The sequence below is a fragment of the Nocardia otitidiscaviarum NBRC 14405 genome (assembly GCF_000308635.1).
Classification (GTDB): domain Bacteria; phylum Actinomycetota; class Actinomycetes; order Mycobacteriales; family Mycobacteriaceae; genus Nocardia; species Nocardia otitidiscaviarum.
Map to the genome: position 1 here is coordinate 19924 of NZ_BAGD01000132.1, position 16683 is coordinate 36606.

At 68.8% G+C, this 16683-nt stretch carries 14 protein-coding genes; 6 read left to right on the plus strand and 8 right to left on the minus strand.

The annotated features are described in order from the left end of the window. The first annotated feature begins 4 nt into the window (after positions 1-4). On the plus strand, positions 5-697 hold the full coding sequence (locus ON31_RS28515) for a class I SAM-dependent methyltransferase (RefSeq protein WP_039818043.1): 693 nt from the start codon (positions 5-7) through the stop codon (positions 695-697). On the opposite strand, the gene ON31_RS28520 is transcribed toward ON31_RS28515, so the two are convergent. The 3 genes from ON31_RS28520 to ON31_RS28530 all read right to left on the minus strand — a co-directional run bounded on the left by ON31_RS28520 (position 694) and on the right by ON31_RS28530 (position 2909). Beyond that, a complete protein-coding gene (locus ON31_RS28520; protein WP_039818045.1) occupies positions 694-1311 on the minus strand; it encodes a dihydrofolate reductase family protein in 618 nt (205 codons plus the stop codon). The two genes, ON31_RS28515 and ON31_RS28520, sit on opposite strands and share 4 nt — an antisense overlap. Positions 1312-1350: 39 nt before the next feature. Continuing rightward, a complete protein-coding gene (locus tag ON31_RS28525) occupies positions 1351-2205 on the minus strand; it encodes an alpha/beta fold hydrolase (RefSeq protein ID WP_039818046.1) in 855 nt (284 codons plus the stop codon). A gap of 74 nt (positions 2206-2279) precedes the next feature. Continuing rightward, positions 2280-2909, minus strand: coding sequence for an alpha/beta hydrolase family protein (locus tag ON31_RS28530; RefSeq protein WP_039818072.1), 630 nt, complete (start codon positions 2907-2909; stop codon positions 2280-2282). 403 nt (positions 2910-3312) lie between these two features. On the opposite strand from ON31_RS28530, the gene ON31_RS28535 reads away from it, so the two are divergent. Continuing rightward, positions 3313-5139 (plus strand): acyl-CoA dehydrogenase, encoded by a 1827-nt coding sequence (locus ON31_RS28535; RefSeq protein ID WP_039818073.1) that lies wholly within the window; start codon positions 3313-3315, stop codon positions 5137-5139. A gap of 365 nt (positions 5140-5504) precedes the next feature. Here the strand turns inward: ON31_RS28535 and ON31_RS28540 are convergent, their stop codons facing one another. After that, positions 5505-7301, minus strand: a complete 1797-nt coding sequence (locus ON31_RS28540; RefSeq protein WP_051037874.1) for a VanW family protein — start codon at positions 7299-7301, stop codon at positions 5505-5507. A gap of 334 nt (positions 7302-7635) precedes the next feature. On the opposite strand from ON31_RS28540, the gene gnd reads away from it, so the two are divergent. The 3 genes from gnd (at position 7636) to ON31_RS28555 (ending at position 10625) form a co-directional block, all read left to right on the plus strand. Continuing rightward, positions 7636-8664, plus strand: coding sequence for a phosphogluconate dehydrogenase (NAD(+)-dependent, decarboxylating) (gene gnd, locus ON31_RS28545; protein WP_029930250.1), 1029 nt, complete (start codon positions 7636-7638; stop codon positions 8662-8664). A gap of 55 nt (positions 8665-8719) precedes the next feature. After that, on the plus strand, positions 8720-9883 hold the full coding sequence (locus tag ON31_RS28550; RefSeq protein ID WP_039818047.1) for a glycoside hydrolase family 3 N-terminal domain-containing protein: 1164 nt from the start codon (positions 8720-8722) through the stop codon (positions 9881-9883). 136 nt (positions 9884-10019) lie between these two features. Then, entirely contained in the window at positions 10020-10625 is a 606-nt protein-coding gene (locus ON31_RS28555) for a TetR/AcrR family transcriptional regulator (RefSeq protein ID WP_039818048.1), read from the plus strand. 224 nt (positions 10626-10849) lie between these two features. Here ON31_RS28555 and ON31_RS28560 read toward each other — a convergent pair whose 3' ends face one another. Both ON31_RS28560 and ON31_RS28565 read right to left on the minus strand, forming a co-directional pair. After that, on the minus strand, positions 10850-11716 hold the full coding sequence (locus tag ON31_RS28560) for a MaoC family dehydratase (RefSeq protein ID WP_081592796.1): 867 nt from the start codon (positions 11714-11716) through the stop codon (positions 10850-10852). Continuing rightward, the gene (locus ON31_RS28565) at positions 11716-13074 is read right to left on the minus strand and encodes a 3-oxoacyl-ACP reductase (RefSeq protein ID WP_039818050.1); all 1359 of its coding nucleotides are present in this window, start codon (positions 13072-13074) and stop codon (positions 11716-11718) included. Before ON31_RS28565 ends, ON31_RS28560 begins: the two co-directional genes overlap by 1 nt. Positions 13075-13236: 162 nt before the next feature. On the opposite strand from ON31_RS28565, the gene ON31_RS28570 reads away from it, so the two are divergent. Beyond that, complete coding sequence (locus ON31_RS28570) at positions 13237-14559, plus strand: acetyl-CoA C-acetyltransferase (RefSeq protein ID WP_039818075.1); 1323 nt, start codon at positions 13237-13239, stop codon at positions 14557-14559. 92 nt (positions 14560-14651) lie between these two features. On the opposite strand, the gene ON31_RS28575 is transcribed toward ON31_RS28570, so the two are convergent. Beyond that, positions 14652-15983: an ADP-ribosylglycohydrolase family protein gene (locus ON31_RS28575; protein ID WP_218007395.1), complete on the minus strand. Its 1332-nt coding sequence runs from the start codon at positions 15981-15983 to the stop codon at positions 14652-14654. Continuing rightward, positions 15980-16531 (minus strand): hypothetical protein, encoded by a 552-nt coding sequence (locus tag ON31_RS28580; RefSeq protein WP_039818051.1) that lies wholly within the window; start codon positions 16529-16531, stop codon positions 15980-15982. The genes ON31_RS28575 and ON31_RS28580 overlap by 4 nt, the downstream gene beginning before the upstream one ends. Between the last annotated feature and the right edge of the window lie 152 nt (positions 16532-16683).

Genomic DNA, 16683 nt, shown 5'->3' on the forward strand with positions numbered 1-16683 from the left:
GGGTATGGACGCCGCCGCGTGGGACGAGAAGTACGCCAGCACCGAATTGGTCTGGGGCGCACCGCCGAGCGCGACCGTGGTCGAGCAGGTGTTCGGGCTGGAGCGGCGGTTCCCGCCGGGCGGCCCCGGCGCGCCGCGTCCCGAACTGCCGCGGGTGCTGGACCTCGGCTGCGGCGAGGGGGCCAATGCCATGTGGCTGGCCACCCACGGCTGGCAGGTGGACGCGGTCGATTTCGCACAGGTCGGCATCGACAAGGGCCGCACGGTGGCCTCGCGGCTGTCCCGGTCGGTGCGCAACCGCATCAACTGGCGCTACGGCGATATCACCGATCTCGACGCCCTCGGGATCACCGGCCCCTACGAACTGGTGCTGCTGGCCTACGTGCATCTCCCCGCGGAGCAGCGACGGTCGCTGCTGCTGCGCGCCGTCGACATGCTCTCGCCCGAGGGTGTGCTGCTGGTCCTCGGCCACGACACCCGCAATCTCACCGAAGGCTATGGCGGCGAATCGGATCCGGCGCTGCTGTTCACCGTCGAGGACATCGTGGCCGATCTCGCCCCGGCCGGGGACCGCATCCGGGTGCGGGTGGCCGAGCGGCTGCAACGCCCGACCGAGCACCGCGACGCCATCGACGCCCTGGTGATCGCCACCAAGCCCGCCCCCGCGCCGGAGGTTTCGAAGGAACTGGAGTCCTAGCCCTGCTCCGTATGGGGGAGATGGGTTTTCGCCTGCTCGTAACCGCCGTCCACGGGAGCTTCCGCCGAGGTGTACACCAGGTACTGCACACCCGAGGAGAAGGTGCGCGCCGACAGCAGTTTCAGCGGAATCGGGTCGCCCTCGTCGAAGAGCCGCATTCCCTTGCGCACCGCGATCGGATGCACCATCAGGTGCAGTTCGTCGAGCAGACCGGCGGCGAGCAGTTGACGCACCACCGACGGTGAACCGCTCATGGCGATATCGGTCGCGCCGGGCTCTTGTTTGAGCGCCCGCACGGCCGTGAGCAAGTCACCGCTCAGCACCTCGGAATTGCGCCAGTCCGAATCCAATTCTCGGTGTGTGACAACGACTTTGCGGGCGTCACCGAGCGATTTGGCGAAGACGGCGTCGTCGCCGCCCGCGGCCTCGCGCTCCGGCCAGGCACCGGCGAAACCGTCGTAGGTATTGCGGCCGAGCAGCAACGTGTCGGCACCACCCAGCTGTGCGCCGACCGCTTCGCCCATATCGTCGTCGAAGTACGGGAAATGCCAGTCCTGCGGGTCTTCGATGACGCCGTCGAGGGAAATGAAAAGTCCTGCGGTGATCTTTCGCATCGGATAGCTCCTGAGGATGAATCGGACTCGGTCGCGAGCCTACGGATTCGCGGGTGACCAATCCGCATATTCGCCGGTGCCCGAAATGAATTCACCGGCAGGCGGCAGCAGCAGCGAGATATCCGGGTCGTGGCTGAGTTTGGGGATCTCCACGTGCCGGGCGTCGGGCAGCACCTCGGTGATCGCCCGCGCCCCGGCCTGCAACAGCGCGCCGCTGCGGCCGCCGGAGATCACCAGGGTGGGCACCGTGACCCCGGCCCAGTCGGCGGGGCGCAGCGCTGTGCCGCGCATGAAGGGGGCCATGACCGCCCAGTCGTGCGCGGTCGACGGCGCGGTGGCCGTCAGCTTCTTCCAGAATCCGGACAGGCGCATGGCGGCGACGAACATGCGCGGCACCCCCATGGCCTTGACCATGTAGTAGCGCACGATCTTGCCGCGTTGGTCGGCCGCGATCAGTTCGTGCAGCTTCTTGTCCAGATCGGCGGGCGGAACGTAGTGGTCGCGGGTGGCCACCACCGGCGGTTCGAAGGCCACCACACCCGTGATGCCCGGCACCCGCCCGGAATTCGCCGCCCGCAGTGCCAGCACCGCGCCGGACGACCAGCCGAACAGGGTCGCCCTGCCGCCGACCGCCTCCAGCAGCGCGATCAGGTCGTTGATCTCGTTCTCGACGTTGTAGATGCCCGGCACGTCACTGCTGTCGCCACGACCGCGCCGGTCGTAATTGATCACCGTGAGCCCGTATTCGTCGGCCAGCCGCCGCGCCAACTCGACCATCTTCGGGAATTCGCGATAGCTGAACGCGCCGCCGATCAGGATCACCGTGCCCGCGTCACCGCCCACGTACCGATCGAATGCGAGGGTTATTCCGGCGGGCGTGGTGATGGTCTCCACGGGTTATTCCTTTCGTCCGGCTCGCGCACCTGTGTGCGGCGAACACCGATGGGGACGGCGGTGCGTTCCGAAATTCATCGGCGCGCCCGGGACCGGGTCGGGTCGGCCGCGGTCCAGCGGCGCAGCCAGGTCTCGACCGTGTCGGCGATGTCGTCGAAACCGGCCCGATAGGAGTGTGCCTGGCCGGGGATCACCCGCACTTCGGCGGCGTCGCCGGGCTCGGGGATGCCGAAGGGATCCCGTGCCCCGTTCACCACGACGACCTCGATATCCCCGGGGGCGAGCAGTTCCTCGCGCCGGGACTTCTCCGGCTTCCCGGGCGGGTGCAGCGGGAACGACAGCGCCACCACGCCCCGCGCGCCGACCGCGCCGGCGGTGCGGCAGGCCACGCGCGCGCCATTGCTGCGGCCGCCCTGGACGAGGGGGAGTTTCGCGAACTTCGCGCGCACGGCGGCGACGATCTCCAGCCAGGCCGCGTCCTGGGTGACGGCCGAGCCGGGTGCGCGCCGCCCGGCCACCCGGTAGGGCTGTGTCACCAGGGCCACCGCCCCGCCCAGTGCGAGTGCCCGATCACGCACGGCGAGAAGATCTTTCGCATCCGTGCCGCCGCCGGATCCGTGCGTCAGCACCAGCAGGAACACGGCCTTCCCCGCAGGTCGGGCGATCTCCACCTCGGCCGGTCCGGCACTCGTCTCGATGCGCATGAACGCACGGTATCCACCCGCCCGGCCGACCCGCGCGCGCCACACCCCGGGGTGCTGCGCGGCAATTGCCGATGCGTCCGATACGTCCGATTCCCCGCCCTGCCGACCTCACCGTGAGTGATCGCGCACGGTGCGCGGCAACCCACCCCCACCTGCCCGGATGGCCTCCTAGCTGCGACAACGGAAATCCCTCGGGCGCAAGGCGGCTGCGGGCGATCAGCAACCCGCGTGCTTCTCGTCACATTGGGCCGAGATGTTCTTGGCGGAGGCCCTACCCGTGGGTAACATGGCGCATAAGTTACCCGCTAGTAGCCTGCCTTTACGCTGTCTAGCCGGAGGACCGACGGGCGGGAACGGCAACCACCGAACCGCACCCATCTCAATGGAGAGTGAGTACACGGCCATGGGTCACTACAAGAGCAATGTTCGCGACCTCGAGTTCAACCTCTTCGAGGTGCTCGGCATCGGCAGCCTCCTCGACGGCGGCGCCTACGGTGATCTCGACACCGACACGGTGAAGGAAATGCTCGCGGAGGTCCGCCGCCTCGCCGAGGGCCCGCTCGCGGAGTCCTTCGCCGACGCCGACCGCAACCCGCCGACCTTCGATCCGGCCACCCACACCGTCACCCTGCCGGAATCCTTCAAGAAGTCCTACAAGGCCCTCGAGGACGGCGGCTGGTCCAAGGTTCCGGTGCGCGAGGAGCTCGGCGGCCTCGGCGCCCCGAGCGTCATCGGCTGGGCGCTGGGCGAGATGATCCTCGGCGCCAACCCCGCGGCCCAGATGTACGCCGCCGGCGCCGGTTTCGCGCAGGTCTTCTACAACAACGGCACCGACGAGCAGAAGAAGTGGGCGCAGGTCATCGCCGACCGCAACTGGGGCGCCACCATGGTGCTGACCGAGCCGGACGCCGGTTCGGACGTCGGCGCCGGCCGCACCAAGGCCGTCCAGCAGGAGGACGGCTCCTGGCACATCGAGGGCGTCAAGCGCTTCATCACCTCCGGTGACTCCGACGACCTGTTCGAGAACATCATGCACCTGGTGCTGGCCCGCCCCGAGGGCGCGGGACCGGGCACCAAGGGCCTGTCGCTGTTCTACGTGCCGAAGTACCACTTCGACTTCGAGACCCAGACCCTGGGTGAGCGCAACGGCGTGTTCGTCACCAATGTCGAGCACAAGATGGGCATCAAGGTCTCGGCCACCTGTGAGGTCACCTTCGGCGGCCACGGCGTGCCCGCCAAGGGCTGGCTGGTCGGCGAGGTGCACAACGGCATCGCGCAGATGTTCGACGTCATCGAGAACGCTCGCATGATGGTAGGCACCAAGGCCATCGCCACCCTGTCGACCGGCTACCTGAACGCCCTCGAGTACGCCAAGACTCGTGTGCAGGGTGCCGACCTGACCCAGATGACCGACAAGACCGCGCCGCGCGTCACCATCACCCACCACCCGGACGTGCGTCGTTCGCTGGCCATGCAGAAGGCGTACGCCGAGGGCCTGCGCGCCGTGTATCTGTACACCGCCGCGCACCAGAACGCCGATATCGCCGAGCTGGTCTCGGGTGCCGACAAGGATCTGGCCTTCCGCGTCAACGACCTGCTGCTGCCCATCGTCAAGGGTGTCGGCTCCGAGCGCGCCTACCAGTACCTGACCGAATCGCTGCAGACCTTCGGTGGCTCCGGCTTCCTGCAGGACTACCCGATCGAGCAGTACATCCGCGACGCCAAGATCGACTCGCTGTACGAGGGCACCACCGCCATCCAGGCGCAGGACTTCTTCTTCCGCAAGATCGCCCGCGACCGCGGTGTGGCGCTGGCCCACGTGGCCGGTCAGGTGCAGAAGTTCATCGAGCGCGAGGGTGGCAACGGCCGCCTGAAGGCCGAGCGCAAGCTGCTCGCCACCGCCCTCGAGGATGTGCAGGCCATGGCCGCCACCCTGACCGGGCACCTGATGGGCGCTCAGCAGGATCCGAAGGAGCTGTACAAGGTCGGCCTGGGTTCGGTGCGCTTCCTGCTCGCCGTGGGTGACCTGCTCATCGGCTGGCAGCTGCTGGCGCAGGCCGAGGTCGCCATCAAGGCCCTCGACGGCGGCTCGACCGAACCCTTCTACCAGGGCAAGGTTGCCACCGCGCAGTTCTTCGCCCGCAATGTCCTGCCGGAGCTGACCTCCGTCCGCACCGTCCTGTCGAACCTCGACAACGACATCATGGAGCTGGACGAGGCCGCGTTCTAGTCCGCCTCTCCGGGTCTTCAGCGCGCGGCTGAGAGCCGTCGACCGTCGTGCACGCGTGCCGGCGGTCGACTGCCGAAACCATTCTGGTCGTACCCGGTGAGTTACCCCGGACCTCGCGAAATCAGTTGTCACCTCGTGTGATTCACAAGTTCCATACCGGAAAACACTGCGGCCCGGCGGTCCCGGGCCGCAGTGCTGTGTGTGGACGGTTCGGTCAGGCTGTCCATCGGGCCAACGGCATATGTCGATTCGGTTACCTCAGGTAACAACTCACATCGGTTCTCCACAGCTGTGCATCGGGTTATCCACAGCTGGTGGATAACCCGATGGTGTTGCGCCGTGGAGGTTTTCGGCAGGAGAGAAGGTCAGCGGCCCGAGTCCTCGTCCGCGTCGTCACCCGAATCCTCGCCCGGCGCTACGCACTTCACGACCGGGATGGGGTCGTACTTCACCGTGCGGGTGTGGCGGGAGATCTCCTTGCCGGTGCGGTAGTCGCGGATGACGCGGGTGTCGGAGGTGGTGAAACCGGGTGCGCCCTCGGTGGCGATGCAGTCGTCGCCCTTGGGGAGGGTGATGGTGGTGGGTTCGGTCTCCTTGGTGCGGGGACCCGGGATGGATTCCACGTCAACGGTTTTGGTGCTCCACAGGCGCACGGTAACGGTGGAGCTGTCGGCGCTGGCCTCGATGTAGACGCCGTAGGGGGTGTTGTTGCGGAACTGGAGGTCGATCGCGCCGTCGAAGACCGTGGCCTCACGCGCGGCCGGATAGCGCGAGATGTAGTAGCTGTGCTCGGTGTGCCCCGCGTCCTCCATACCGGCGAAATAGGCGGCGTTGTAGAGCGTGGTGGCGAACTGGCTGATACCGCCGCCGACCGCGGTGCTGGGGCGGCCCTTGTCGATGATGCCGGATTCCACATAGCCCTCGGCGGCCCCGCGGGTACCGGTGAAACCGTTGAGCGAGAAGGTATCTCCGGGCAGCACGATCGCACCGTTCACCTTGGCGGCCACGGTGCGGATATTGACGCCGGACGGCCCGCTGAATCCGCCGGTGGTGAACGAGCCCACCACCTCGACCAGGCCCAGCTTCTCGGCGGCCTCGGTGGTCAGCTTGGGCTGCACCGGCTCGTAGACCACCGCCGCGGTGCGCTCACCGGTGGCGCTCACCAGTTGCGGGAGCGCCTCGAGGGTCTTCGGCCAGGAGATCTTGTCGCCCACCACGGCGGGCACCAGCGTGAGTCGGTTGCCGCCGGGTTCGAAGGTGGCGTCCTTCGGTTCCACCTCGGTCGGCGCCAGCTGCGGTGCGAGCGCGGCGATCGCGGCATCGTTGTCGTAGGCGAGGGTCAGACCACCGTGACCGTCGGGGGTGAAGCGCAGCACGGTCGCGAGCTGCGCGGGTTCGAGGGTCCCGTTGCCGCCCTTGCCGGTGAACGTCACCGGCGACTGCACAGCGGGTTCGGCGAGGGTGCTCACCGCGGTGTCCACACCCTGCCGCGTCACCTCCGCGCGGGTCGAGATCACCGGCAGGTCCAGGACGCCGCCGTCGGCCCAGTGCTCGAGCAGGGTGGTACGGGCAGCCGATGCGTCCAGTACTCGACCGGGTACCGGATACACCGGCACGGGTCTGGCGTCCTCGAAACGCACGGTGCCCTCGACCGGTTGCCGGTCGAGGGCGCGCAGTTCCTGCACCTGCCGGTCCAGCGCCGCGTCGTCGACAGCGGCGACCGGGGACACCGCGCGATCGGTGAACAGCGACGCCAGCCGGACGAACGGGTTGAGCGGCTGGCCGCCGATCCGGTCCCAGGTGGCGGTCCAGTCCACCCCCAGGCCGGCATCGGCGGGCACGAAGGTCGCGCTCTCGTCGCCGACGCGGACGGTCAGCGGCTGGGTGGCACGGCTGTTCAGCTCCAGCTCCAGGACCGACTGCGCGGCGGCGCGGTCCATGCCGCCGATCTCGATGCCCGCCACCTGGACCCCGCGCGGCACCTCGCCGGAGGACGTCGCCCAGTCCGCGGCGTAGGCGATACCGGACAGCGCCATCAGCACACCGGCTGCGATTCCGGCGCGGCGGGCGGTAGCCGAGTCGAGGAACCGGGTGCCGGGCTCGGGCTCCGGACCGGTGTTCCGAGTCGGCGTGTGGCGACCGGTACTGGATCCGCTGGTCACGAACCACCCTCCCGATGGTCGGAGAAAAGGGCACCCGCGCACGCGAGCTCACCGCACACCATAATGGGAGACACCGGCATCCGACGATTCCCTGGCCCACGGCAAACCCTGTGCAACAGGTCACTGAACAAGGAAAGAGCCCCGTGCGGTTGCCGGGTCGGGGGTCTGGCAACAGCACGGAGCCACCCTCTCTATCGAGCCCCGTCAGCGTGCGTTACACCCCGCGCCCGGGAATCCCGGAAATAACTCGAAACCGGCGAGCGGGACAATCGAGGAGGTTGCTACCGCAGCGCTCGGCCACGCCGAGGATCGAGACGACTCGAGGGAGATGAGTATGCAGCTGGGAATGATCGGCCTGGGCCGGATGGGCGCCAATATCGTGCGCCGCATCGCCGCCGCCGGACACACCGCGGTGGGATACGACCGCAACGGCCCGCATGTCGACGAGCTCGGCGCGGAACTCGGCGACCGCTTCTCCGGCACCACCGACCTGCCGAAGTTCGTGGCCATGCTGGAGACCCCCCGCGTGGTCTGGGTGATGATCCCCGCCGGAGCCACCGGCGCGGTCATCGACCAGCTCGCCGACCTGCTGGAGCCCGGCGACATCATCATCGACGGCGGCAACAGCCGCTACCACGAGGACATCGCACGGGCGCAAGCGCTGCGGCCCAAGGGGATTCACTACCTGGACATCGGCACCTCGGGCGGCGTGTTCGGCCGCGACCGGGGCTTCTGCCTGATGATCGGCGGCGAGGCCGAACAGGTGGAATACCTCGAACCGCTGCTGAAGTCCATCGCCCCCGGGGTCGAGGCCGCGCCGCGCACCCCCGGCCGCACCGGCGAACCGTCGCCCGCCGAGCAGGGCTATCTGCACTGCGGCCCCGCAGGCGCGGGCCACTTCGTGAAGATGGTGCACAACGGCATCGAGTACGGGGCCATGGCCGCCTACGCCGAGGGCATGAACATCCTGCACAAGGCGAATGTGGGCAAGCAGCGGGATGTCGAGCACTCCGCCGAGGTGACCCCCCTCGAACATCCCGAGTACTACCGCTACGACATCGATATTCCCGAGGTCACCGAGGTGTGGCGGCGCGGTTCGGTGGTCGCCTCCTGGCTGCTCGACCTCACCGCGGCCGAACTGCACGCCGACCCGAACCTGGACTCCTTCGGCGGTCGCGTCTCCGACTCCGGCGAGGGCCGCTGGACCCTCGACGCCGCCATCGACGAGGGAGTGCCCGCACCCGTGCTCGCCGCCGCGCTCTTCCAGCGCTTCTCCTCGCGCGGTGAATCGCTGTACGCCGACAAGGTGCTCTCCGCCATGCGCCAGGCGTTCGGCGGACACCACGAGCTACCCGGGAAGTAGCCGCCGGGCCGGAGTCGGGGTGGGCGGCCGTGCCGGTGGCGGCTACCGTCGGGGCATGCGCATCTTCCCCGGGATCGTGCTCGCCATGGCCGCGGTCGTGCTGACCGCCTGCTCCGGTGGCGGTGGCGAGACCGCCGCCGACCGGTCCTCCACCACCACCGGTGCCACCGACACCACCACCGGAACGACCAGCACTGCGGCGCAACAGGATTGCGCCGCGGGGTACCTGGCGCAGTTCACCCTGCGGCAGAAGCTGGCGCAGCTGATCACCGTGGGTGTCACCGACGCCGCGGACGCGGAGAACGTAGTGCGCACCGAACAGGTGGGCGGCATCTTCGTAGGCGGCTGGACCGATAAGGCGCTGCTGGGCCAGGGGCAGATCGACGCGGTGCTGGCGGCGTCGCGTACCCCGCTCATGGTGACCGTCGACGAGGAGGGCGGACGGGTGTCGCGGCTGCGCGACCTCATCGGCTCGGCCCCGTCGGCGCGGGCGGTCGCCCAGACCATGAGCGTGGAGGAGTACTACCAGCTCAGTCTGGAGCGCGGTCGGAAGATGAAGGCGCTCGGCATCACCGTGGACTTCGCGCCCGATGTGGACGTGAGCAGCCAGCCCGACGACTCGGTGATCGGCGACCGGTCCTACTCCGACGATCCCCAGGTGGTCACGGAGTACGCCGGGGCGTTCATCCGGGCCATGAACGAGGCCGGGGTGGGCACGGTCATGAAGCACTTCCCGGGCCACGGCGCGGGGTCGGGCGATTCGCACACCGGCGCGGTGCGCACGCCGCCGCTGGCACAGCTGCTGGACCGCGATCTGGTGCCGTTTCGGGGGCTGATCGAATCCGGCGCGGCGGTCATGATCGGACATCTCGATGTGCCCGGACTCACCACCCCGAATGTGCCCGCGAGTATCAGTCCCGAGGTGATGGCACTGCTGCGCACCGGTACCGGCTACGGTGCGGCACCCTTCGACGGAGTGATCTTCACCGACGATCTGGGCGGCATGGCGGCCATCACCGATCGGATGTCGATCGCGGAGGCGGTGGAATCCGCCCTGGTCGCGGGGGCGGACAATGCCCTGTGGATTACCACCGACGCGGTGACGAGCGTTCTCGACCGACTCGAGCAGGCGGTCGCCAGTGGCCGTCTGCCGGATAGCCAGGTGGATGCCTCGGTACTGCGCATGGCAAGGTTCAAGGGCACTGGGCCGCGCTGCTGACGTCTGGACGACCGGCGACCGAGAAGCCCTTATCGACGCTGCACGGTGCGTATCGCGAGCGAATCTTCCGCAATGTTGAGCTCGCGGAACTTACCATGGAGTAAGATAAGGGTTTCGACATGTCCTAGGAGTGTGGATGGCAGGCGGAACGAAGCGGCTACCCCGGGCGGTTCGTGAGCAGCAGATGCTGGACGCCGCCGTAACGGTGTTCTCGCACAAGGGCTATCACGACACCTCCATGGACGCGATCGCGGCCGAGGCCAAGATCTCCAAGCCCATGCTGTACCTGTACTACGGCTCCAAGGACGAGTTGTTCCGCGCCTGCATCCACCGCGAGAGCATGCGTTTCATCGAGGCCGTCGCGGTGGCGGGCAACCCGAAACTGACCCCGCACGAGCAATTGCGGGCGGGCCTCGAGGCCTTCCTGTCCTACGTGGACAACAATCGGCTGTCCTGGCAGGTGCTCTACCGGCAGGCGCTGAACCAGCAACCGTTCGCGCCGGACATCATCAACAGCCGCGACCGGATCATCGAACTCACCGCCAAACTGCTGGAATCCAGCGCCAAGTACGCCGAACCGGGCACCAATTTCGAGATCGTGTCCGTCGCCGTGATCGGCGCGGGCGAGGCCATCGCCGACCGCGTCGCCAGCGGCGAGGTCGAGGTCCGCCAGGCCGTGGACCTGCTGGACAATCTGGCCTGGCGCGGTCTGGCCGGACGCAAACCGGAACCCGCCGAGTAGGGCGGCCGCCGCGCGGTTCCAGCGCGCCCACCGCGAGCGGCTGCGGCGCGGCCCTGCACGGAACGGCTGCCCCTCGAAAGCACAGAGCCGCGCACCGGGTCACCGAACCGGATGTCGATACCCCTGCGAGCCGACATTCGGTTGGGACGGTGCGCGGCTCCGGTCCCCCTGGTCCGGGGTCGAGCTTCGCGCGGGGCGGTCGAGAGATCCGACCGCCCGGCAACTCAACGCAGCGTAGCGGTCAGGTGCGGGTACCCCTTCTTCGGGTGGCGCAGGGCCAGGTCCCAGCCGCCTTCCACCTGGTCGGCGTAGACGTTCACCGTGGACGGCAGGAGGATCGGCTTGCCGAACTTGACGTCGTAGGTGGCCTTGCCGGGGACACGGCCCTCGATATTGGCGAGCACGTTCGCCGCCGACCACATGCCGTGCGCGATGGGCTTCGGGAAGCCGAACGCCTTGGCCCCCAGCGCCGAGGTGTGGATGGGGTTGTGGTCACCCGACGCCGCGGCGTACCGGTTGATCATCTGCTGATCCACGCGGGTCTGGCGCATCGGCGGCGGCGGCACCTCGTCCGGCTTGGGCTCGGGCTTGGGGCCACCCGACAGCGAGGTGCGCTGCTGGTGCAGGAAGGTGGTGACCTGCCGCCACACCTGCTCACGGCCGACGCTCACCGCGGTGACGGCGTCCACCAGCAGGCCCTTGGGGTGCTCGCGCAGGTTCTCGATATGGGTCTCGAAATCCAGCGGCTCCGACACCGAGATGTCGCGGGTGCGCTCGATCAGGTTCTGCGCGTGCACCGCGCCCACCGCGACGAACGGGAAGTCGCGGGCCACCACCAGCTGCATGGCCAGCGGGAAGCTCAGGATGAACGGGTAGGTCAGCGGCAGCGCGTCGCCGAAGCGCAGACCGGTGGCCCGGCAGTAGGCCGACAGGTGATCGGGATCGACCCGCAGCCCCTGCAACTTCACCACCCGGTCGGGCAGTGTGGACGGCCGGTTCGACAGACCCGGCACCGGAATGGCCCCCAGCGCCGCCTTGACGAAAAGGCTGCTGTTCTTCGGGGTTTCGGTGAGCGTGATGGTCTCGGTCATCATGCTCCGATCAGGGCCTGGCCGCAGACGCGAACCACGTTGCCGCTCACGGCGTTCGAGGCCGGGGACGCGAAGTAGGCGATGGTCTCGGCCACGTCCACGGTCTGGCCGCCTTGCAGCAGCGAGGACAGCAGGCGGCCCGCCTCGCGGGTACCCAGCGGAATGGCGGCGGTCATGGCGGTCTCGATGAAGCCCGGGGCCACCGCGTTGATGGTGATGCCCTTCTCGGCCAGCTTCGGGGCCTCGGCGTTCACCATGCCGATGACACCGGCCTTGGAGGCGCCGTAGTTGGTCTGGCCGCGGTTGCCCGCGATACCGGCGATGGAGGACACGTCGATCACGCGGCCGCCCTCCTTGAGCGCGCCCTTGGCGACCAGGCCCTCGGTAATGCGGTGCGGGGCGGCCAGATTCACGTTGATGACCGAGTTCCAGCGGCCCTCGTCCATATTCGCGAGCAGCTTGTCGCGGGTGATGCCGGCGTTGTGCACGATGATGTCGACGCCGCCGAAGCGCTCGGTGGCGAACTCGGCGATCTTCTCGGCGGCGTCCGGGGAGGTGACGTCGAGGGCCAGGGCGGTGCCGCCGACCTTGTTGGCGGTCTCGGCCAGCGCCTCACCGGCGGCGGGGATATCGGCCACGATCACGGTCGCGCCGTCGCGCGCGAACACCTCGGCGATGGTCGCGCCGATACCGCGGGCGGCGCCGGTGACCACGGCGACCTTGCCGTCCAGGGGCTTGTCCCAGGAGGCGGGGGCGGTGGAATCGTCCTTGCCGACCCGGAAGACCTGGCCGTCGACGAAGGCCGACTTGGCCGAGAGGATGAAGCGCAGGGTGGACTCCAGCCCGGTGGCGGCGGCCGCGGCCTCCGGGTGCAGGTACACCAGGTTGCAGGTGGCGCCGCGCAGCAGTTCCTTGCCGACCGAGCGGGTGAAGCCCTCGAGCGCGCGCTGGGCGATCTGCTCGTCCACGGACGCGGACAACTCGGGGGTGGTGCCGACCACGAGCACGCGGCCGGAGGGAGCGATGCTGCGCATGGCGGGCTGGAAGAACTCGAACAGCCGCTCGAGCTCCTCGATGGTGCGGATGCCGGTGGCGTCGAAGACCAGCGCGCCGAACTTCACGCCCGGCGACACCGAATCCACGAAGGTGTAGTCCGACAGCAGGTTCCGCACGGCGTCGGCGACGCGGCCCTTGCCGCCGACGAGCACCGGACCCGGGAGCGCGGGCTCACCGGCGCGGTAGCGGCGCAGGGTCTCCGGCTGCGGCAGACCCAGCTTGTTCGCCAGGAACGCGCCGGGGGCGGAGTGGATGAACGATCCGTACAGGTTGGGAGCGCCCTTGCTCTTGCTGGCAGCCACTGGTTCCTACCTTCTCTTCTCGTCGGTGCCCGGAAGCGATGTCGCGCACATGGGCGGGGTACGGTGTCGACAATGAACTTACTCCAGAGTAAGTTTAATGTAAACCAGGCCCGGTCTCGCTGACCGGGCATGCCGGACCCCGACGAGACACTGGAGACTCGAGTGACCACCAAAGCCCGTTCGGCGAAGGCCGCGGCCAAGAACACCAAGCAGGCGCGCCCCGTCGCCATCCTCGGCGGCAACCGCATTCCGTTCGCCCGCTCCGACGGCAAGTACGCGCACGCCTCCAACCAGGACATGTTCACCGCGGCGCTGGACGGACTGGTCGCCCGGTACGGCCTGCAGGGCGAGCGCCTCGGCATGGTCGTCGGCGGTGCGGTGCTCAAGCGCGTCGGCGAGCACGGCATGATCCGCGAGAGCGTGCTCGGCTCCACCCTGTCCCCCTATACCCCCGCCCACGACCTGCAGCTCGCCTGCGGCACCGGCCTGCAGTCCATCGTGACCGTCGGCGACGGCATCGCGCTGGGCCGCATCGAGTCCGGCATCGGCGGCGGCACCGACACCACCTCCGACGCGCCGATCGGCGTCAGCGAATCCATGCGCGAGTGGATGCTCGACGCCAACCGCGCCCGCAAGAACTCCGACTACGTGAAGTTGGTCGGCCGCCTGCGCCCGTCCATGGTCGGCATCGAAATTCCGCGCAACGCCGAACCGCGCACCGGACTGTCCATGGGTGAGCACGCCGCCATCACCGCCAAGGAATTCGGCATCGCCCGCGAGGCGCAGGACGAGCTGGCCTACCTGTCGCACAAGAACATGGCAGCCGCCTACGACCGCGGCTTCTTCGACGACCTGGTCACCCCGTTCCTCGGGCTGACCCGCGACGACAACCTGCGACCCGGCTCGACCATCGAGAAGCTGTCCACCCTGAAGCCGGTCTTCGGCGTGAAGCTGGGCGACGCCACCATGACCGCGGGCAACTCCACCCCGCTCACCGACGGCGCGTCCGCGGTGCTGCTCGGCTCCGAGGAGTGGGCCGCCGCGCACAACCTGAAGCCGCTTGCCTACCTGGTGGATTCGGAGGTCGCGGCCGTCGACTACATCCACGGGCCGGACGGTCTGCTCATGGCCCCCACCTACGCGGTGCCGCGCATGCTGGCGCGCAACGGGCTGAAGTTGCAGGACTTCGACTACTACGAGATCCACGAGGCGTTCGCCTCCGTGGTGCTCGCCACCCTGCAGGCGTGGGAGTCCGACCAGTACTGCAAGGAGCGGCTGGGCCTGGACGGTGCGCTGGGGCCGATCGACCGCACCAAGCTGAACGTGAACGGTTCCTCGCTGGCGGCCGGCCACCCGTTCGCCGCGACCGGCGGACGCATCATCGCGCAGACCGCCAAGCTGCTGGAGGAGAAGGGCGGGGGCCGGGCGCTCGTCTCCATCTGCGCGGCGGGCGGCCAGGGTGTGGTCGCGATCGTCGAGCGGTAACCAGATCCGAATGCGCGAGCGGCCCCGGTCCGATCGGACCGGGGCCGCTCGGCGCATGTTCGGGACCTGCTGCCGCGGTGCGGGATTCGCGGTCAGTGGGCTAGCAGGGTGAGGGTGCGGGTGGCGAGGTCGGTGATGTGGGGGTCGCAGTAGCCGGCTACGGAGCTGTGCACGCGGTCTTGGAGGGGGGCGGTCCAGTGGGTGGGGATGGCGTGGGCGCCGGTGAGGATGCCCGCCACCGAGCCCGCGGTGGCGGTGGTGGAGTCGGTATCCCAGCCGCCCTGCACGGTGAGGGCGATGGTACGGGTGAAATCGCCTTCGCCCCAGAGCAGTCCGGCGCTGATCAGGCAGGCGTTGCCGATGGCGTGCACCCAGTTGTAGTGGCCGTGGCGGGCGTGGATGGCGGCCACGGCCTGGTTCCAGGTCAGGTCGCGGGCACGATCGTCGGCCACCTCGGCGAGCGCCACCGCGAGGCGGGAGCCCGCTGGGACGACGGCCTGCGCGGCCGCCAGGGCGGTCTCCGGATCGGGGGCGATGAAGGCGGCGGCGGTGAGCGCGGCGGCCCAGCTCGCGGCCCAGACGCCGTTGCCGGTGTGCGACAGCGAGGCATCGCGGGCGGCCAGGGCGGCGGCGCGGGCCGGTTCGCCGGGGCAGACGTAACCGTAGATGTCGGCGCGGATCAGCGCGCCTATCCACTCGCGGTAGGGATTTCGGTGGGTGGCGGTCGCGGGCGGCAGGTAGCCGTCGATGAGGTTGCGGTAGGCGACGCGTTCGGCGGTGTAGGTCTGCAGGAACGGGAGATGTTCCAGCCACAGCGCCGCCACATGGTCGGGGGTGAACTCGGTGCCGTGCCGTTCGATCAGGTGCAGGCCGAGAATGGTGTAGTCGATATCGTCGTCACGCGGGCAGCCCGCGATATTGCCGAGCGTGGATTCCCGCCAGGTCCAATGCAATTCGTACCCATCCGGCATCGGCTCCCGCACCGGGACATAGTCGCGCAGCGGATACCTGCCGATCGGCTCCAGATAGTCGCGGATATGTCGTGGCGTCCAGACGAATCCGTTCTCCAGCGGCTTGCCGAGCGTGCAGCCGACACAGCGGCCCAGCCATCCGCCACGCACCCGGTCCGACAGCTCGGCGACCGATACCGCGGGCGCGGGCGCGACCACCGCGGGCTCCGGCTCGCGCGGATCCTCCCACTCCGTGTACGGCCACTCCGGCACCCGCTCGGCGGCCTCGATGCGGTCCAGCAGCCGCCAGCACGCCGCCGGAACCGGCCGCTGGGTGTCGGTGAGTTCGAGCATCTCCTGCTCGAACTCGTCCACCGCCCAACCGGATTCGTGTCGCTGATGCCATTCGTAGTGCAGCAGGGCGCGCGGATCGGCCTCATGGTGACCGAAGAACGCGGTCTGGATCGGATTCACAGCACCGCTTTCGCGGCGGCCAGCACCTCCGACAGCAGCGGCAGCGATTCATCGCGCTGGGGTGCGCGCGCCCACCACCGACCCTCGTGGGTGTGGCGGCCGAAACCGGTCGGCAGGATGACATTGCTGCGGTGGGGCCCGATATCCACGCTGTTGCGCTCCAACTGTTCGATGCATTCCACCGTGGGGTACCCATCGAAGACCGCGAGGAACGTCCGGCGCGGCGGTTTCTCGCGCACCAGCACCGGTCCGGGGATGCCACGCACCGTCAGCTCACCGAGTATCAACGCCCCCAACGGTTCCGGGGTGTTCAGCGCCGCGACGGTGTCGACGAGGGGTAGCACCACGAACCCCGGCGTGGTCACGTGGACATGCGGCAGGCCGAACAGGGAGCGGTACACATGCGCCCAGTCCTGCGGGGTGGTCAGTTCCTCCAACCGCACTATCCACACACCTCGATGCTCGAAATACTGCACAACGACGGCATTGTCGATCGTCGGCGCGAGGCCGACGAATCCAGTGAAGACCCCGTCCCGTTCGGTCGCCACGGGTTTGGGTGAATCGTTCGCAAACAGTGTTCGATCCGCAGCTGGTTCGTACCGACCGGTGCGCATGCGCGAACGTGCCGGTAACACCCCGAACACGGGAACGACGCGAGACGGTGTCGCCCACCGCCGTCCTTGCGGGTGAACCGGCGCGT